This window comes from Modestobacter sp. SYSU DS0290, from assembly GCF_054050955.1.
Genome location: NZ_JBJHAI010000004.1, coordinates 63843 through 81453, shown reverse-complemented (window position 1 = coordinate 81453; position 17611 = coordinate 63843). Strand labels below are relative to the sequence as shown.

Below are 17611 nucleotides of genomic sequence, written 5' to 3'. Positions count from 1 at the left end.
TCTGCCCCGCCCGGGCGGGAGGCGCCGTCGCCTCCCGGACCCGGACGCTGGGTCGGGAGGTCAATCTAGTCGGCGGAGTCGCCGGGGGACACGGCAACGACCCCCGGTCGGGGTGACCGGTCCGGTCGGGACTCCGGGTGGTCACGGTCGGCGACTACCCTGCGGCGCATGGCCGACCAGTCCACCCAGTCGATCGTCGTCGACGCGCCCGCGGCCGCGGTGATGGCCGTGATCGCCGACTTCCCGTCGTACCCGCAGTGGGTGGCCGCGGCGAAGACCGTCGAGGTGCTCGAGACCGGGCCCGACGGCCGCGCCCGCCGGGTGCACTTCGTCATCGACGCCGGGCCGGTCAGCGACGACTACGAGCTGGCCTACACCTGGGACGGCGACCGCGCGGTGCACTGGACCCTGGTGCGCGGCCAGATGCAGAAGCAGCAGGACGGCTCCTACACGCTGGCCGAGGCCGGTGGCCGGACCACGGTGACGTACTCGATCACCATCGACCTGTCGATCCCGATGCTCGGGTTGATCAAGCGCCGGGCGGAGAAGGTCATCCTGGACACCGCGCTCAAGGAGCTCAAGAAGCGCGTCGAGGGCTGACGTGCAGATCATCCTGGTCACCGGCCCCGGCGGGGCCGGCAGCTCCACCGTCGCCGCGGCCACCGCGCTCCGGCTGTCCGCCACCGGCTCCCGTTGCCTGCTGCTGACCGACCGCGCACCCGCCACCGCCGGGCTCGCCGGCGCCGTCGACGTCGAGGTGGTCACGGCCCAGCCGGCGCTGCAGCAGGTGTGGGGCCGGCACGTCGAGCAGCTGGCCGGCGTCCTGCCGATGCACGTGCTCCCGCCGGCGACGTCGGTCGTCCCGGTGCCGGGGGTGGACCGGTTCGCGCTGCTCACGGCGCTCGCCGGCCACGCCGCCGCCGGCCGGTTCGACGCCGTGGTGGTCGACGCGGGACCGACCCCGGCCGCGCTGTCCCTGCTGACCCTGCCCGGCGCGCTGCGCTGGTGGCTCGGTCAGCTCGCGCCGACCCGGCTGCGGGTGCTCGCCAGCCTCCGGGCGGCGGCGGCACCGGGGCGGCCCAACGGCCTGGCCGGGCTGCTGGCGAGCGCCGAGGGGCTGGAGGAGCTGGTCGACCGGGTGCCGCTGGACGACCCGGCGCGGACCGCGGTGCACCTGGTGCTGCGGCCGGACGCCACCGCCGCCGACGAGCTGCAGTCCACCGCCACCGCGCTGGGGGTGCTCGGGCAGCGGGTCGCCTCGGTGACGGCCGCGCGGCTGCTCCCCGCGGCCACCGGCGACTGGTGGGCCGAGCGGACAGCCGCACAGGCCGACGCGGTGCGCCGGCTGACCGAGCTGGCCGGGGACGTCCGCGAGGTCGCCGAGGCGGCCGTGGCACCCCGGACGCCGGCCGAGCTGGCCGCCCTGGACGCCGCCGTCCCGGCCTCCTCCGCCACCGGCCGACCGCAGCCCGGGGTCCCGCGCACCAGCCGGTCGGCGGCGGGGGAGTGGCTGCTGGAGCTGACGCTGCCCTTCGCCCGGCGGGGGGAGGTCGAGCTCACCCGGTGGGCCGACGACCTGGTGGTCACCGCGGCCGGCGTGCGGCGGTCGGTCCCGCTGGACCCGCTGCTGCGCCGGTGCACCGTCTCCGGCGGGGCGCTGGACGACTCCGGCACCGCGCGGGCCACGCTCGCCGTCCGCTTCACCCCCGACCCCGCGCAGTGGCCCGCCGGGCTGCTGCCCCCTGACCCCCGCCCCACCGATCCGCAGGAGACACCGTGACCACGCCGGGACAGGACTGGATCGAGCAGGCCCGGCGCCTGGTCACCGGCCTGGCGGCCGAGCACCCCGCGGCAGGCAGCCTGGCCGGGGCCCTCGGCGGGCTGCTCGGGAACGCCACCACGGGCACGGCCGACCGCGACGGCGCGGCGGCCTGCTCCGACGCCGACTGCCGCTGGTGCCCCCTGTGCACCGGGCTGGCCGCCCTGCGCGGACGCCGGCCCGACCTGCTCGAGGGCCTCGCCGACGTGCTCGCCACGGCCGCCGACGCGCTCCGCGCCCAGGCCGGCACCCCGGCCGGCCAGCGTGCCGACGACGGCGCCCGGGAGCCGGGTGCCCCTCCCGCGAACGAGGAGCCGGTGCCCTCCCCGCACCCCCGCACCGCCCGCGTGCAGCGGATCGACGTCGCGTGAGCGCCCCGGACCGGACCCCGCTCGCCGCCGAGCTGCCCGCGCTGGGCATCGACATCGGCGGCACCAAGGTCGCCGGTGGCGTCGTCGCCGCCGACGGCACCATCCTCGACACCGCCCGCCGGGCCACCCCGGGGAAGTCGGTGGCGGCCACCGAGGACGCGATCGCCGCGGTCGTCGACGAGCTGGCCGAGCGCCACGGCGGGCCGCTGGTCGGCGTCGGCGTCGGCGCCGCCGGCTGGTTCGACCGCACGGGCGACACCGTGCTGTTCAGCCCGCACCTGGCCTGGCGGAACCAGTCGCTGCGCAAGGACCTCGGGGTGCGGCTGCAGCGCCCGCTGTGGGTGGGCAACGATGCCGACGCCGCTGCCTGGGCCGAGTACCGCTACGGCGCCGCCCGCGGCAGCGACCTGGTCCTGATGATCACGCTGGGCACCGGCATCGGCGGCGGGCTGGTCATCGACGGCCGCCTGCAGCGCGGGGCACACGGGGTGGCCGGCGAGTGGGGGCACATGCGCGTGGTCCCCGACGGCCGGCTCTGCGCCTGCGGCAACCGGGGCTGCTGGGAGCAGTACGCCAGCGGCAACGCGCTGGGGCACACCGCCCGGGAGGTCGCGCAGAACTCACCGGCGGCCGCTGCCGCGCTGATCGACCGGGTCGGCGGCGACCTCGAGCGGATCACCGGTGAGGTGGTCGCGCGGGCCGCGGCCGACGGCGACCCGCTGGCCGGGGAGCTGCTCGCGGAGGTCGGTTCCTGGCTGGGTCAGGGCATCGCCGACCTCTCCGCCGTCCTCGACCCCGAGGTCGTGGTCATCGGCGGCGGGGTCAGCGTGCTCGGCGAGACGGTGCTCGGCCCGGCCCGGCAGCGGCTGGAGCGGGCGCTGCCCGGGCGCGGGTTCCGCCCCGGTCCGCGGGTGGTTGCCGCCGAGCTCGGCGCGCAGGCCGGGCTGGTCGGCGCCGCCGACCTGGTGCGCCGGGCCGTGGCCGACGGCGCCGCCTGAGTCACTCGGGGGCGAGCTCGCGGGCCAGCTGCTCCAGGAACAGGCCGATGTCGGTCACGATGCCCGTTGCCTGGGCGCTGCCGCGGTCGGCGAGCTTGGTGACGGTGGCCGGGTTGATGTCCACGCAGACCAGCGGCACCGACGCCGGCAGCAGGTTCCCGGTGGCGATCGAGTGCAGCATCGTGGCGACCATGATCGCGAAGCCGACGCCGGGCAGCTGGTCGCGCATCGCGCGCTGACCGTCGATCACGTCGGTGATCACGTCCGGCAGTGGGCCGTCGTCGCGGACCGAGCCGACCAGCACGAACGGCTTGCCGGCCTGCACCATCGCGTGCATCACCCCGCCGGTGAGCACTCCGGTGCGCACCGCCGCCGCGATCGACCCCGCCGCGCGGATCGTGTTGATGGCCCGGATGTGGTGCTCGTGGCCGTGCGGCACCCCGGCGCCCCGGGCGAGGTCGACGCCGAGCGAGGTGCCGAACAGCGCGGACTCGATGTCGTGGGTGGCCAGCGCGTTCCCGGCGAACAGGACGTCGACGTAGCCGGCGCGCACCAGCCGGACCATCGCCGGTGCCGCACCGGTGTGCACGACCGCCGGCCCGCCGACCCACAGGACCCGCCGGCCGGCGGCCTTGACCTCCCGCATCCGCTCCGCGATCTGGCGGACCAGCAGGGCCTGCGGCTTCTCGCTGGAGACCGCCGAGGACATGAAGCCGAAGTCCCCCTCCTCGCCCCGGGCCACCTGCGGCGCCATCTCCACCCGCACGCCGCCCGCGCCGCAGACGACGGCGTCCCCGGCGCGGACGTCGCTGACCGGCACGGTGCGCACGACCGGCCGGCCCGGGTCGCCGGCGACGACCAGGCCGCAGTCCATCTCCGCCCGGTCGACGGCCAGCCACTCGCCGTCGAGCCGGACGAAGGTGTCCAGGTTGGTGGTCGAGTAGAAGTCCTCGGGGAAGACGCCGTCGGCCGGCGCGGGCCGGGTGGTCGCCGTCCCCGGGTCGACGGCGTTGGCGCCGTGGGTCTGCAGCCGCATGACGATCCGCTCGAGGAGCTCGGCGTCCCCGGCGCGGACCTCGACCAGGGCCCGGGACTCGTCCTCGTGCTGGCGGCCGAGCGTCAGGTCCTCGATCCGGTAGTCGCCGCCGTACTCCAGGACGTCGTCGAGCACCCGGGCGAGGACGCCGGTGTCCATCAGGTGGCCGGTCAGTGCGACCACGGTGCGGTGCGGGTGGCTGCCCATGGGCAGCGACGCTAGGGCAGCGTGGCCGGCGGCAGAAGGCCTCGTGACGGGGGGTCAGACGACCGCGCCGTCGTCCCCGTCGTCGGACCGGTCGCGCATCCGGGAGACCAGGATGCCGACCCCGCCGACCAGGGCCGCCACCCCCAGCACCAGCCCGGACTCCAGCGTCAGCCCCAGCCGCCCCGGGACGATCACCAGCACCGCGCCGATCGCGATGAGAAGCACGGCGGTCAGCGACGCCGGGGTCAGGACCGGCAGCGGGGGCGGCGGCGGGGGCTCGTAGTGCTCCTCCGGCAGGTCGAGCACCGACACCTCGGCGGGTGGGGGCGGCGGGTCGTCGCGCGGCTCCTCGTCGATGACCGTGCGGCCGTGCTCGGCCTCGAAGGCGGCGACGATCCGGGCGAACTCGGCGTCCTCGTCGGTGACCGGACTGGAGCGGCGGACCGGGTGGTCGCCGGCCGGCTCGGTGGCCGGCTCCTCCGCGGTCTGCTCGACCACGGCCCGCGCCTCCGCGCTCCGGGCGCGGTCGACGAACAGCCGGTCCGAGGGCGGGCTGGGCAGGTAGACGTTGCGCGTGTAGGGCGCGACGTCGGTGGCCGGCTCCAGGTAGGCGGCGATGCCGGCCGCGGCGAGCACGTCGAGCAGGTGCTCGCCCACCCGTGGGTCGACGTCGCGCAGCGGGTGCCACAGTTGGGCGTCGAGGCCGTTGTCACGGCGGCCGCGTCCGCGGCGGGGGAGGGTCACGGCGTCGGCTCCGGGGTGCTCGCCGACGGCACCCGCTCGCGGATCCACTCGACCGACCGGGCGAACAGCGCGGGGGCGTCGTTGTCCAGGGTGGCGACGTGCCAGCTGTCGTGCAGCAGGACCTCGGTGGTGTCGGTGCTGCCGACCCCGGCCAGCAGCACCCGGGTGGAGGCCGGCTCGACCACGTGGTCGGTCTCGCTGCGGAAGACCAGCAGCGGCGCGCGCACGGCGGCCAGCTCGGCGCGGGTCGCCCGCCAGAGCCGGCGCAGCCCCAGCGCCGCCCGGGTGGGCAGCCGGGGATAGGCGAGCTCGGTGCAGCCCGGCTTCTTGATGTCGCCGGCGATCGCGGTCCAGGCAGGGGTGACCCGGGCCAGCAGCGGCAACAGCTTGGCCTCACGACGCTCGGTGAGCAGCGAGGGGTTCACCAGCACCAGGGCCGCGACGTCCTCGGAACGGCGCTCGGCCAGCCGCAGCGCCAGCGTGCCGCCCATCGACAGGCCGGCGACGACCACTGTCGCGCACCGGTCGGTGAGCTGGTCCAGCGCGGTGGACAGCGCGCCGTACCAGTCCTCCTCGGTGGTGACGTTGGCGTCCTGCCAGCGGGTGCCGTGCCCGGGCAGCAGGGGGCAGCTGACGGTGAAGCCGGCGGCGGCCAGGTGCTCCCCCCAGGCGCGCAGGCTCTGCGGGGTGGAGGTGAAGCCGTGGCACAGCAGCACCCCGACGGGGCCGCCCGGCAGCTCGAACGGGTCGGCGCCGGGCATCCGGGGGGCGGAGGTCGGGGAGAGAGCCTGGCGCATCGGACCTCCGGGAGGGGCGGGCGGGCGGCAGTGGCCGGAGCAGGTGGGGCGGGGAGTGCTGGTGGGACGGGGGGAACGCAGTGGGGCGCCGATTGTCGCGGACCTGGGCGCTTCCCTAGTCTGACAGCCGCTGAGGGAGGCGCGTTGTTCTACTGGTTCCTCAAGTTCGTGGCCGTCGGGCCGCTGGTGCGGCTGGTGTTCCGGTGGCGCCCGGTCGGCTCCGGGCACGTGCCGCGGACCGGCGCGGCCATCCTGGCCAGCAACCACCTGGCCGCCGCGGACTGGATCTTCATGCCGCTCTCGGTCCGCCGCCGGGTGACCTTCCTGGCGAAGGCGGAGTACTTCACCGCCCGCGGCCTCAAGGGCTGGGCGCAGCGGGTGTTCTTCGGTGGCACCGGTCAGGTGCCGATCGACCGCACCGACGCCTCCGCCGCCGAGGACGCGATCCGCACCGGCATCCGGATCCTGCGCGAGGGCAAGCTGCTGGGCATCTACCCCGAGGGCACCCGCTCGCCGGACGGCCGGCTGTTCCGCGGCAAGACCGGGGTCGCCCGAATGACGCTGGAGACCGGCGCCCCGGTGATCCCGGTGGCGATGACCTACACCCCGCGCGACCTGCCCGTCCCCGGTGCGTTCGGCCGGTGGGTCAACCGCACGTTCGTCCGCGTGGGCGTCCGGTTCGGTGAGCCGCTGGACTTCTCCCGGTACGCCGGGCTGGCCGGTGACCGGTTCGTCGAGCGCTCGATCACCGACGAGATCATGTACGAGATCATGGAGCTGTCCGGCCAGGAGTACGTCGATCTCTACGGCGCCAAGGTCAAGAAGTCGATGGACTCCACCGGCGCCAGCGCCCGGGAGGTGGTCCGCCGGCTGCAGCCGCCGCCGACCGAGGCCGCCGACCGCCTGCCCAGCTCACTGGCCGGCTGACCACGCCCCGGTCCGCGCCGGCGCCGTCCGTCCGGGCCCGTCGCCCCGTCGATCCACGCGGATCCAGCCGTCGCCCCGGGCGTCCACAGCGCCTGCCGCTGGGCACGGAGCACCGTCAGGTCGGAACGGGCACTGATCAGTCGCTGCAGGGTCGATGATCGGGTGTGTCCGGGCGACGTCCTCCGGCGCCGCGCTGCTGGGGCGTCCGCGCCCGGCGGAGCAGTCGGGCGCCCGGGCCCTCGTCGGCCGCTTCGTCGTCCGGGTTGTGGAGCGGGCACCGGTCCAGCGACAGGCAGCCGCAGCCCACACAGCCGTCGAGCTCGTCCCGGAGGGTCGTCAGCTCGGCGATGCGCGCGTCGACGTGCGCCCGCCACGCCGTCGACAGCGCCGACCACTCGCTGCGGTCCGGCGCCCGGTCGGTGGGCAGGTCGGCCAGTGAGTCGCGGATCTGCGCCAGGGGCAGCCCCACCCGCTGTCCGGCGGCGACGACGGCCAGCCGGCGCAGCGTCCAGCGCGGGTACCGGCGGTGGCCCCCTGCTGACCGGGTGCTGCTGATGAGCCCGATCTCCTCGTAGTACCGGAGGGTCGCCGGTGGGAGACCGGCCCGGTGGGAGAGCTCCCCGATCGTCAGCAGCACGACAGCAGCCTCACCGCCACGAGGGTTGACCTCAAGTCCACATCAGATGTGACGGTCCCCCCGGGTGACGCACCGCGCGTCACCGGGGAGGAGGAGCGATGTTCGCGGTGGTCTACCGATGGCGTTTGCGGCCAGGTCAGGAGGCGCAGTTCCGCGACGGGTGGGAGCGGGTGACCCGGGCCATCCACGCCGGCTGCGGCAGCTACGGCTCGCGGCTGCACCGTGCGGACGACGGCACGTGGGTGGCCTACGCACGCTGGCCCGACGCCGCCACCCGCGAGCGCTGCACCTTCGACGAACCCGAGGGCGAGCGGCTCATGGCGGAGGCGGTGGCCGAGCGGTTCCCCGAGCTGACCCTGGAACTGGTCAGTGATCTGCTGACGGAACCGTCGAACTCCGAGGCGACGAGCCCCCGAGCGATGGCGCCCGGGCCGACGGGCTCCTGAGCTGATGGACCCGTGAGCTGATCGACCCCGAGCCGACGGGCACCCGAGCCCGGGCACCTGGAACTGGGCGCCCGGGCTCGGGTCCGTCAGCGTGCGGCCCGGGGGCAGGGGGCCGCAGGTCAGAAGGGCGGTGGTTCCTCGTGCGGTGGTTCGTCGGGCGGTGGGGCTCCGGGCAGTGGGCCACCGTGCGGTGGAGCCGGCCGCTCGATGTACGGCGGTGGCAGGTCGTCGTCGGCGCCGAAGCGCAGTGGGTGGGTGACCAGCACCTGGCCGGTCGGGGTGGTCCACTCCAGCCCACCGTCGTCGAGCCCGCGCAGCCGCCAGCCCGGTGCCTGGTGGCTCAGTCGGTGGTGGTGCCGGCACAGGCAGCAGAGGTTGTCGTGTGCCGTGGGCCCGAGCGGCCACGGCACCGTGTGGTCGAGGTCGCAGCGGATCGGTCGCTTGCGGCAGCCGGGGAACCGGCAGCGGCGGTCGCGCAGCCGGACGAACCGGTCGAGCGCTCGCTCGGGCGTGTAGCCCGGGCTCTCCGGCGGTGGTCCGAGGGGTCGTCCGGCGCGCAGACCAGCGGCGTCGGTCAGTGCGAGCAGCTGCCCGGTGAGCTCGTCGACCAGGGCGATCGCCGGCCGGGCCGCCAGTGCGTTGCCGGCGATCATGCGGGTGCCGAGCAGGTCGGCCAGTGCCGCGGCGTGGGGGTCTGAGTCGGCGTCGGTGGCGGGGGAGTGGGGGACCGCGTCGCCGGCGGGCATCAGACCCAGGGCCTGCGCGAGCCGGCGCACCATCTCCGCCGGCACGAGATCACCGTTCACCTCACCCGGCTTGTCGTCCGTGCCGAGCAGCGTCCCGGTACCCGCGACCACCGTCAGGTGGGCCTGCACCGGCGGCAGCCCGTGCTCGCCGGGGCGCAGCACCAGGTCGACCAGGCAGTCGGCCATCCGCTGGGCGCGGGTGCGTTCGTCGCCGGGGACGGCGGCCGCGTCGGCGTACTGCTCCAGGGTGCTCTGCACGGCCCGCAGGACCGGGAGTGGCAGCGTGGCCGACAGGGTGCCCATGCCGTCCGCCCCGGGGTGGACGGCGACGTGCCGGTCGCGGATGGCCGCGGCGATCCGGCGCGCCACCGCGGCCGCGTCGAGCCGCGCCACCACGCGGTGGGCTGCCACCCGCAGCTGTGCCGGCGTCTTGCTCCCGAGCCGGCCGAGGAGACGCTCCTCGGCAGTGGCCCGGACCTCCTCGTCGAGCGGCGCGATCAGCTCGCTCATCACCCGGGCGTGGTCCCACGTGAGGTCGCCCCGTTCCAGCGCCCGCAGGGTGCCGGGCAGCCGCTCGACCAGCTGCAGGGACTGGACGACCACCCGGGTCGCGGCCGCCTCGGTCAGTGACAGGGCCACCGCGACCTCGTCGACCGCCCACTCGCTGACCGGTGCCAGCGCTGCCGGGCGGGCCGCCCGGGTCGCGGCCGCCGCCGCGCCGATCTCGTTCTCCGGTCGGTCCAGCGACGCGGGGCGGGACCGGCAGAACGCGGCGATCGCGCGGTCCCGGCGGGCCTCCTGCGTGCCGATGGCCGCCTGGGCGGCGCGCACCCCGGCGAGGTGGTGGCCACCTGCCTCGAAGGACGCGCTCAGCCGCCCGGCCGCGGTCTGCCACCGAGGTGTCTCGTCGCCCAGGACCTCGGCGCGCCAGCGCTCGGTCAGCTCGTCCATCGCGGCGCGCAGCTCCGCCTCCCCGAGGGGAGCGGACTGGGCGGCCGACTCGAACACATGTACGACGATACCGGGGTGTCGGTGGCCTGACCAGCCGGAACGGGGACCTGTGGACGACGGTCGGGGCGGTGGCCGGAGCGGCGGCCGGACAGGAGGTCGGACTCCTGGGCGGCCCGCGTGCCCGAGGAGCGTGCCGGCACCGCAGACCCGATCATGAGCGGGTGACCGCAGGGATCGAACTCGTCCGCCTGCCCGACCTCGCCGACGTCCCGTACGCGTACGCGGCCGTCACCGACCCCGGCCGCATGGTGGTGACCGCCGGCGCCTGCCCGCTCGACACCGACGGGGCCGTCGTCGCCGAGGGGGACGTCGCCGGTCAGGCTCGCCAGGTGATGGCCAACCTGGGCGCCACGCTGCAGGCGGCCGGCGTCGCACTCACCGACGTCCTCAAGACGACCGTGTACGTGGCGACCACCGATCGGGCCGACCTGGACCTGGCGTGGGGCGTGGTGCGCGGCGCGTTCGGCGAGCACGACGCACCGAGCACGCTGGTCGGGGTGACGGTGCTCGGGTACCCCGGGCAACTGGTCGAGGTGGAGGCCCTGGCGGTACGGGACAGCTGGCAGGAGCCGGGCCCGCCGGAGGACGCCCCTCTACCGTGACGGCGTGAGCGTGCGCCGGTACTTCTACGACACCGAGTTCATCGAGGACGGGACCACCATCGACCTGGTGTCGATCGGCGTGGTCGACGAGACCGGTCGCGAGTTCTACGCGGTGAGCACCGAGTTCGACCCCGACCGCGCCGTCCCCTGGGTCCGCCGCAACGTGCTGGACCAGCTCCCGCCGCCGGCCGACAAGGCCTGGCGCAGCCGGGAGCGGATCCGGGCGGACCTGCTGTCCTTCCTCACCGCGCCGGGGGAGGAGATCGAGCTGTGGGCCTGGTTCGCCGCCTACGACCACGTCGCGCTGTGCCAGCTGTGGGGGGCGATGCCCGCACTGCCCCGGTCGATCCCGCGCTTCACCCGCGAGCTCCGGCAGCGGTGGGACGACGCCGGTAGGCCCGCGCTCCCGCCGAAGCCCGCCGGCACGCACGACGCCCTCGTCGACGCCCGGTACAACCTGACCCGCTGGCACGTCATCGAGGCCGCCGCGCGGTGACGGTCGCGGAGATCCGGACCCTGCTGGCCCGCGCCCACGCCGACGACCCGCTGCTGGCCTGGGTCTTCCCCGACGCGCGAGATCGGCCGGAGGCGGCGGCCGCCTGGCTGGGGGTCAGCGCCGAGCGCTACGTGGCCGCGGGGCAGGTGGACCTCGTCCGGGACGGCGCGCTCTCCGCCGTGGCGCTGTGGCGACGCCCGTGGACCACCCTGGCCGGCGCGCCCGACCTGCTGCCCACGGCCGGTGGCCTGCTGCGCGCGTTCGTCGGTGCCGCCCGGGCAGCGGAGATCGCCGAGGGCTTCGCCGCGGCCCGCGCGCAGACCGCCGACGACGTCCCGTGCGCCTACCTGCACTTCCTCGCCGTCGCCCCGGACGCTCAGGGCCGCGGGCTCGGGGGACGGTTGCTGGACGGCGTCCTGGACCGGGCTGCGGAGGACGGGGTGCCGCTCCGGCTCGACACCACCAACCCGGCCAACCTGCCCTTCTACGAGGCGCACGGGCTGCGGGTCCGCTCGGAGGTCCGGCTCGGTCCCACCGGCCCGGTGATGTGGGGGATGGAGAGCACGCCGGTCTGACCAGGTACCGCCTCGGCGCGGTCCGGTGAGGGGACGTCCGGAGCCGGGTGGTGTCGGAGGACGTCGACCCGGGCAGTGCTCCCAGATGCTCGCCCGGTCCGACACCCCTGCGCCCCGGCGCCCGGCCGCCCGCTGACCCGGGATGGACCCGACCGGACTGGCCTACGGGGTCGCCGGGGCCGCGGCCCTGCTGACCGCCCTGCTGCCCCGGCTGCTCCGCCGGCTGCCGATCTCGCTGCCGATGGTGGTGGTGGCCATCGGGGTCGCCGCCTTCGCCGCCGTCGACGGGCTGCCCACCCCCGACCCGCTGGCGCACGAGACGATCGCCGTCCACCTCACCGAGGCCTGCGTGATCGTCTCGCTGCTGGGGGCCGGGCTGGCCCTGGACCGGCCGCTGGGCTGGCGGCGCTGGTCGACGACCTGGCGGCTGCTCGGCATCACCATGCCGTTGACCGTCGTGGCCACCGCCCTGCTCGGCGGCTGGCTGCTCGGGCTGGGGGCGGCCGCGGCGGTGCTGCTGGCCGCCGTCCTGGCCCCCACCGACCCGGTGCTCGCCAGCGAGGTCCAGGTGGACGAGCCGACCGGTGACGCGGAGAGCGAGGACGAGGCCCGCTTCGCGCTGACCTCGGAAGCCGGCCTCAACGACGGGCTGGCCTTCCCGTTCACCTACGCGGCGGTCGCCATGGCCACCATCGGCGCGGCGCCGTCGAACTGGCTCCGGGACTGGCTCCTGCTCGACGTGGCCTGGCGGATCGCGGCAGGTGTCGCCGTGGGCATCGGGGTGGGCTGGGCCCTGCGCGCGCTGTTCTTCTCCGCCGGGCAGCGGCGCGCGGGCCTCGCCGAGCGGGCCGAGGGGTTCGTCGCGCTCGCCACCGTCTTCCTCGCCTACGGCGTCGCCGAGCTCGTCGAGGGCTACGGCTTCATCGCCGTGTTCGTCTGCGCCTGCACGATCCGGGCGGCGGAGCGGGCGCACGGCCGGCACCCGGTGGTGCACACCTACGTCGAGCAGCTCGAACGCTTGCTGACCGTCGTCGTCCTGGTGCTGCTGGGTGGCGCGGTGGCCCGGGGCGCGCTGGCCGGCCTGAGCGGGGCCGAGGTGGGGCTGGCCGTCGGCGTGGTGCTCGTGGTCCGGCCGCTGGCGGGCTGGCTGGGGCTGCTCCGCGGACGCACGGGGCTCCGGGAGCGGGGCGTCATCTCCTTCTTCGGGGTCCGCGGCATCGGGTCGCTCTACTACCTCGCCTACGGCCTGAGCCAGGCCGAGTTCACCGGCGCCGAGCAGCTGTGGCGGGTGACGGTGCTCGTCGTCCTGGTCTCGGTGGTCGTGCACGGGATGGCCGCCACGCCGGTCATGACCTGGCTGGACCACCGCCGGCGGCGCGCCGCCGTGGCGGCGGACGGGCGGGAGGCCGCGGCCCCGGTCACCCCGGTCTGACCCGGCGCCGCGGGGCCGCGGGGCCGCCGGCAGTCGCTGCCGACGGCCCCGGGTCCGTCGTCAGACGGTGAACACGTTGATCAGCCGGGTCAGCTCGCCGGAGAGCTGGTCCAGCTCGCGCGCCGACGCGCGCGCCGTCTCCACGTCCGCCGCCGTCCGGTCCACGTCGGAGGCGACCTCGGTCATCACGTCGGTCACCGAGCCCGCGCCGTCGGCCACCGACGTGACGCTGCGGGACAGCTCGTTGGTCACCGCCGTCTGCTCCTCGACCGCGCTGGCGATCGTGGTCTGGTGGTCGTTCATCTCCCGGATGACCCCGACGATCTGACTGATCGAGCCCACTGCCGCGCTGGTGTCGGCCTGGATCGACTGCACCCGCTGGTGGATCTCCTCGCTGGCCCGCGACGCCTCCTGGGCCAGCTCCTTGACCTCGGTGGCGACGACGGCGAAGCCCTTGCCGGCCTCGCCCGCCCGTGCCGCCTCGATCGTGGCGTTGAGCGCCAGCAGGTTGGTCTGCTCGGCCACGGCGGAGATCACCTTGACCACGTCGCTGATCTCGGCCGAGCTGGTGCCCAGTGCGGCGATCGCCGTCTCGGTGTTGGCGGCCAGCTCGACCGCCCCCTGGCCGACGTGGCTGGCCTCGCTGGCGCTGCGCGCGATCTCCCGGATCGCCGAGCCCATCTGCTCCGCACCCGCTGCTGCCGAGGAGACCCCGGTGCTGATGTCGGCGGCCGCCTGCGAGGCGTCGTGGGCCTGGTCCCGGTTGCGCGCTGCGCGCTCGCCGAGCCCGTCGGCCACCCGGGCCACCCCGGAGGCCGAGATGGCCAGCGACCCCGCGCAGTTGCCGATGTCCCGGATCGTGCCGGCCACCTTGTCCACGAACCGGTTGAACGCCCGGGCCAGCTCGCCGACCTCGTCCTTCGTCGAGTCGTCGACCCGCTGGGTCAGGTCGCCCTCGCCGTCGGCGATCTCGACCATCCGGCGGTGCAGCGCGTGCAGCGGCTCGGTGAGCCGGCGGCCCAGCCACAGCGCCAGGGCGGCGCCGGCCAGCGCCACCACGATCGCCGCCACCACCATGCCGGTCACCATGGACGACCTGCCGGCCTCGAGCCGCTCGACCGGGCCGGCGAAGTCGCTGTCCTGCGCGTCGACGACGAGCACCCAGTCCCAGGGCTGGTAGTAGGCCACCTGCACGGTGTGCGAACCGGTGTCGGCGTCCCGGTAGCGGACCGTCGCCTGCTCCCCGGGCTGCAGCGTCACCGCCCGCTCCACCAGCTCCTGGACGTACGCCCGGCCGTCGGCGTCGGCCGCCTCCATCAGGGAGGTGCCGTCCGCGCTGCCGTCGGCGCTGACCAGCACGGTCCCGGCGCGGTCGCCGGTACCGCCGAGCACCCACAGGGTGCCGTTCTCACCGGCGGTGGTCTTCTGCAGGCTCTCGCGCAGCGCCGGCAGGTTCTCCTGCTTCACGCCCACGTAGAGCACGCCGATCACCTGGCCGGCGTCGTCGAACAGCGGCTGGTAGGCGGTGACGTACCAGGAGTCGACGACGTACGCCGTCCCGCGGTACGTCTGGCCGGACAGCACCGCGGAGATCACCGGGTTGGGGGCGCCGTCGGGACCGACCGCCGGGATGTAGGTGCCGATCGCCCGGGCGCCGGTCGCGCCGATCACGTTCGTGGCGACCCGGAGCATGTCGCCGGCGGGGTTCATCCGCTGGAAGACCGTCGCGGTGCCGCCGACCAGCGACTGGATCTGGTCGATGACCGGGGTCGGGACGGCCGCGTCGGCGTTCTGGCCGAGCCACTGGCCACCGACCTCGACGCGGGGAAGCGCGACGGGGGTGACCTCGTTGGTGACCTGGTTCTTCGCGTCCCACGTCACCGTGTTCCGCGTGGCAGACCCGAGCGCGAACCCGCCGGACTCCGCCAGCACGTAGTTCGCCACCTGCAGGTCGCTGTCGACCTTCGCGCTGGTCGAGTCGCCCTGAGTGGAGACGACGTCGTAGACGCCGTCGGTGATCCGGCTGAGGCTGTCGTCGACCAACTGGTCGACGTCGGCCTTCGCCTCGTCGGCGAACGACCCGCTCTGCCAGCTGCTCACCCCCACCATGGCCGCTCCGGTGACCGCGATGCTGGCCACCGCCAGCGCCACCACCTTCGTCCTGATTCCCCAGCGCACGTGTGCTCCCCTGACCCGCTTCCCCGGGCGGGTGAGATCCCGCCTCCGCTAGCTGCATCGGCAGCGTTCGTGATCTTCGGAACCGGAAACCGGACCGGCCCCCGGGGTGAGTCACACCGGTCCCACCGGCCACAGCGCCGTCGGGGACCGGGGGAGTCCCACGATGCGGACAGGTGTCCCAGCGGCTGCCCGGCGGGCCGTACCCTCGACCTGTGAGCCTGCCTGAACCCGCGGACCTGGTCCCCGACCTGGACCGGTGGCGGGGTCTGCCCGCCGCCCAGCAGCCGGAGTGGCCCGACCGCGCCGCGCTGGACGCCGTCCTGTCCACGCTGTCGGCCGTGCCGCCGATCGTCGCCCCGGCCGAGGTCGACACCCTGCGTCAGCAGCTGGCCGACGTCGCCCAGGGCAAGGCGTTCCTGCTGCAGGGCGGTGACTGCGCCGAGACCTTCGACCTCAACACCGAGCCGCACCTGCAGGCCACCACCCGCACCCTGCTGCAGATGGCGGTGGTGCTCACCTACGGCGCGAGCGTGCCGGTGGTCAAGGTCGGCCGGGTCGCCGGGCAGTACGCCAAGCCGCGCAGCTCGAACACCGACGCGCTCGGCCTGCCCTCCTACCGGGGCGACATGGTCAACTCGCTCAACCCGGTGCTCGAGGAGCGCATCCCGGACCCGAACCGGCTGGTGCGCGCCTACGCCAACTCCGCGGCCGCGATGAACATGATCCGCGCCTACGCCCGCGGCGGGCTGGCCGACCTGCACGCGGTGCACGACTGGAACAAGGACTTCGTCGCCACCTCGCCGGCCGGGGTGCGCTACGAGGTGATCGCGCGGGAGATCGACCGCGCCCTGGCGTTCATGAAGGCCTGCGGCATCGACTCCGACGCGCTGCGCGGGGTGGAGCTCTACAGCAGCCACGAGGCGCTGATCCTGGACTACGAGCGGGCCCTGCTGCGGATGTACGAGGGCCGCCCCTACGCCCTCAGCGCCCACTTCGTGTGGGTGGGGGAGCGCACCCGGCAGATGGACGGCGCGCACATCGAGTTCGTCTCCAAGCTGGCCAACCCCATCGGGGTCAAGATCGGCCCGACGACGACGCCCGAGCAGGCCACCGAGCTGGTCGAGCGGCTCGACCCGGAGGGCATCCCCGGGCGGCTGACCCTGATCAGCCGGATGGGCAACGGCAAGATCCGCGACGTCCTGCCGGGCATCGTGGAGAAGGTCACCGCCAGCGGGCACCAGGTGGTCTGGCAGTGCGACCCGATGCACGGCAACACCCACGAGTCGCCCACCGGCTACAAGACCCGGCACTTCGACCGGGTCGTCGACGAGGTGCTCGGGTTCTTCGACGTGCACCGTGCGCTGGGCACCTGGCCCGGTGGCATCCACGTCGAGCTGACCGGGGAGGACGTCACCGAGTGCCTCGGTGGCGCGATGGAGATCAGCGACGCCGACCTCAACAGCCGGTACGAGACGGCCTGCGACCCCCGGCTGAACACCGGCCAGTCGCTGGAGCTGGCGTTCCTGGTCACCGAGATGCTGCGTGGGTGAGGATCCCGTCCTGATCGACCTGCGTTCGGACACCGTCACCCGGCCGACGCCGGGGATGCGGCGGGCGATGGCGGAGGCAGAGGTCGGCGACGACGTCTACGTCGAGGACCCGACGGTCAACGCCCTGGAGGAGCGGGTCGCCGACCTGTTCGGGCACGAGGCCGCGCTCTTCGTCCCCTCGGGCACGATGGGCAACCAGATCGGCCTGCGGCTGGTCTGCGAGCCGGGCCAGGAGATCGTCGGGGACGCCGACGCGCACGTCTTCACCTACGAGATGGGTGCGGCCGCCGCGCTGTTCGGGCTGGCCAGCCGCACCGTCGTCACCGGTGGTCCGCTCTCGGCAGACCAGCTGATCGCCCAGGTGCGCCCCAAGGACGACTGGCACGTCACCTCGACCGCGGCGATCGCGGTGGAGAACACGCACAACCGCGGCGGCGGGCTGGTGCAGCCGCTCGGGGAGCTGCAGGCGCTGTTCGGCTGGACCCGTGAGCACGACGTCGCCGTCCACCTCGACGGCGCCCGGATCTGGAACGCGCACGTCGCCTCCGGGGTCTCCCTGGAGACCTACGGCCGGCTGGCCGACACCGCGTCGGTCTGCCTGTCCAAGGGGCTCGGTGCCCCGGTCGGCTCGGTGCTGGTCGCCGACGCCGAGCGGATCGCCGCCGGGCGGCTCTGGCGCAAGCGCCTGGGCGGGGGCATGCGCCAGGCCGGCGTGCTCGCCGCCGCGGGGCTGTACGCCCTGGACCACCACCTCGAGCGGCTGGCGGAGGACCACGCGCACGCGCAGGCGCTGGCCGAGCGGCTCGGTGTCGACCCCGCCGGGGTGCCCACGAACATGGTCGTCGTCGATGACGTCCCCGCCGCGGAGGTCGTCGCCGCGGCGCGTGCCCAGGGTGTGCTGGTCGGTCAGGTGAGCGGCCGGCGGATCCGGCTGGTCACCCACCTGGACGTCGACCGGGCCGGGGTGGAGCGCGCGGCGAAGGTGCTCACCCAGGTGATCGGGGAGCTCACCGGCCGCTGAGCCGGCAGCCCCACGCCG

18 protein-coding genes are annotated in these 17611 nt (G+C 75.1%); 12 read left to right on the top strand and 6 right to left on the bottom strand.

Annotated features, from left to right (window positions below; translation table 11 throughout):
• Positions 1-168: 168 nt before the first annotated feature.
• From ACI795_RS05895 to ACI795_RS05880, 4 genes are read left to right on the top strand one after another with little or no spacing between them, the layout of a single operon-like run.
• The gene (locus ACI795_RS05895) at positions 169-600 is read left to right on the top strand and encodes an SRPBCC family protein (RefSeq protein WP_457074324.1); all 432 of its coding nucleotides are present in this window, start codon (positions 169-171) and stop codon (positions 598-600) included.
• A 1-nt stretch (position 601) separates the two neighbouring features.
• Positions 602-1780: an ArsA family ATPase gene (locus ACI795_RS05890; RefSeq protein WP_457074323.1), complete on the top strand. Its 1179-nt coding sequence runs from the start codon at positions 602-604 to the stop codon at positions 1778-1780.
• Complete coding sequence (locus tag ACI795_RS05885; protein ID WP_457074321.1) at positions 1777-2190, top strand: hypothetical protein; 414 nt, start codon at positions 1777-1779, stop codon at positions 2188-2190. The genes ACI795_RS05890 and ACI795_RS05885 overlap by 4 nt, the downstream gene beginning before the upstream one ends.
• On the top strand, positions 2187-3188 hold the full coding sequence (locus ACI795_RS05880) for an ROK family protein (RefSeq protein ID WP_457074320.1): 1002 nt from the start codon (positions 2187-2189) through the stop codon (positions 3186-3188). The genes ACI795_RS05885 and ACI795_RS05880 overlap by 4 nt, the downstream gene beginning before the upstream one ends.
• Position 3189: 1 nt before the next feature.
• Here ACI795_RS05880 and ACI795_RS05875 read toward each other — a convergent pair whose 3' ends face one another.
• The 3 genes from ACI795_RS05875 to ACI795_RS05865 are packed head-to-tail and all read right to left on the bottom strand — an operon-like array spanning position 3190 to position 5972.
• Positions 3190-4431 carry an ornithine cyclodeaminase, nickel-pincer nucleotide-dependent gene (locus ACI795_RS05875; RefSeq protein ID WP_457074319.1) on the bottom strand — a complete coding sequence of 414 codons (1242 nt, stop codon included), beginning with the start codon at positions 4429-4431 and terminating at the stop codon, positions 3190-3192.
• A gap of 54 nt (positions 4432-4485) precedes the next feature.
• Positions 4486-5175 (bottom strand): hypothetical protein, encoded by a 690-nt coding sequence (locus tag ACI795_RS05870; protein ID WP_457074317.1) that lies wholly within the window; start codon positions 5173-5175, stop codon positions 4486-4488.
• Positions 5172-5972, bottom strand: coding sequence for an alpha/beta hydrolase (locus ACI795_RS05865; protein ID WP_457074316.1), 801 nt, complete (start codon positions 5970-5972; stop codon positions 5172-5174). The genes ACI795_RS05870 and ACI795_RS05865 overlap by 4 nt, the downstream gene beginning before the upstream one ends.
• Before the next feature lie 144 nt (positions 5973-6116).
• Here ACI795_RS05865 and ACI795_RS05860 point away from each other — a divergent pair, with 144 nt between their 5' ends.
• Complete coding sequence (locus tag ACI795_RS05860; protein WP_457074314.1) at positions 6117-6899, top strand: lysophospholipid acyltransferase family protein; 783 nt, start codon at positions 6117-6119, stop codon at positions 6897-6899.
• Between the two features lie 136 nt (positions 6900-7035).
• On the opposite strand, the gene soxR is transcribed toward ACI795_RS05860, so the two are convergent.
• Complete coding sequence (soxR, locus tag ACI795_RS05855; RefSeq protein WP_457074313.1) at positions 7036-7536, bottom strand: redox-sensitive transcriptional activator SoxR; 501 nt, start codon at positions 7534-7536, stop codon at positions 7036-7038.
• 98 nt (positions 7537-7634) lie between these two features.
• Here soxR and ACI795_RS05850 point away from each other — a divergent pair, with 98 nt between their 5' ends.
• Positions 7635-7982, top strand: coding sequence for a putative quinol monooxygenase (locus ACI795_RS05850; protein WP_457074311.1), 348 nt, complete (start codon positions 7635-7637; stop codon positions 7980-7982).
• 119 nt (positions 7983-8101) lie between these two features.
• Here the strand turns inward: ACI795_RS05850 and ACI795_RS05845 are convergent, their stop codons facing one another.
• Positions 8102-9736: a DUF222 domain-containing protein gene (locus ACI795_RS05845; protein ID WP_457074310.1), complete on the bottom strand. Its 1635-nt coding sequence runs from the start codon at positions 9734-9736 to the stop codon at positions 8102-8104.
• Between the two features lie 164 nt (positions 9737-9900).
• Here ACI795_RS05845 and ACI795_RS05840 point away from each other — a divergent pair, with 164 nt between their 5' ends.
• The 4 genes from ACI795_RS05840 to ACI795_RS05825 all read left to right on the top strand — a co-directional run bounded on the left by ACI795_RS05840 (position 9901) and on the right by ACI795_RS05825 (position 12844).
• Positions 9901-10341 (top strand): RidA family protein, encoded by a 441-nt coding sequence (locus ACI795_RS05840; protein WP_457074308.1) that lies wholly within the window; start codon positions 9901-9903, stop codon positions 10339-10341.
• A gap of 4 nt (positions 10342-10345) precedes the next feature.
• Positions 10346-10837 (top strand): polyadenylate-specific 3'-exoribonuclease AS, encoded by a 492-nt coding sequence (locus ACI795_RS05835; protein WP_457074307.1) that lies wholly within the window; start codon positions 10346-10348, stop codon positions 10835-10837.
• Positions 10834-11412: a GNAT family N-acetyltransferase gene (locus ACI795_RS05830; protein WP_457074305.1), complete on the top strand. Its 579-nt coding sequence runs from the start codon at positions 10834-10836 to the stop codon at positions 11410-11412. The genes ACI795_RS05835 and ACI795_RS05830 overlap by 4 nt, the downstream gene beginning before the upstream one ends.
• Positions 11413-11554: 142 nt before the next feature.
• The gene (locus tag ACI795_RS05825; RefSeq protein ID WP_457074302.1) at positions 11555-12844 is read left to right on the top strand and encodes a cation:proton antiporter domain-containing protein; all 1290 of its coding nucleotides are present in this window, start codon (positions 11555-11557) and stop codon (positions 12842-12844) included.
• A 60-nt stretch (positions 12845-12904) separates the two neighbouring features.
• On the opposite strand, the gene ACI795_RS05820 is transcribed toward ACI795_RS05825, so the two are convergent.
• Entirely contained in the window at positions 12905-15022 is a 2118-nt protein-coding gene (locus tag ACI795_RS05820; RefSeq protein WP_457074299.1) for a methyl-accepting chemotaxis protein, read from the bottom strand.
• A 212-nt stretch (positions 15023-15234) separates the two neighbouring features.
• On the opposite strand from ACI795_RS05820, the gene ACI795_RS05815 reads away from it, so the two are divergent.
• The gene (locus ACI795_RS05815) at positions 15235-16572 is read left to right on the top strand and encodes a class II 3-deoxy-7-phosphoheptulonate synthase (RefSeq protein ID WP_457074296.1); all 1338 of its coding nucleotides are present in this window, start codon (positions 15235-15237) and stop codon (positions 16570-16572) included.
• Positions 16565-17593: a threonine aldolase family protein gene (locus ACI795_RS05810; protein ID WP_457074295.1), complete on the top strand. Its 1029-nt coding sequence runs from the start codon at positions 16565-16567 to the stop codon at positions 17591-17593. Before ACI795_RS05815 ends, ACI795_RS05810 begins: the two co-directional genes overlap by 8 nt.
• The last annotated feature ends 18 nt before the right edge of the window (positions 17594-17611 follow it).

Coding starts and splice junctions, on each gene's coding strand:
- ACI795_RS05825 (WP_457074302.1), top strand. CDS start 11,555: ATGGACCCGACCGGACTGGCCTACGGGGTCGCCGGGGCCGCGGCCCTG.
- ACI795_RS05895 (WP_457074324.1), top strand. CDS start 169: ATGGCCGACCAGTCCACCCAGTCGATCGTCGTCGACGCGCCCGCGGCC.
- ACI795_RS05865 (WP_457074316.1), bottom strand. CDS start 5,972: ATGCGCCAGGCTCTCTCCCCGACCTCCGCCCCCCGGATGCCCGGCGCC.
- ACI795_RS05850 (WP_457074311.1), top strand. CDS start 7,635: ATGTTCGCGGTGGTCTACCGATGGCGTTTGCGGCCAGGTCAGGAGGCG.
- ACI795_RS05875 (WP_457074319.1), bottom strand. CDS start 4,431: ATGGGCAGCCACCCGCACCGCACCGTGGTCGCACTGACCGGCCACCTG.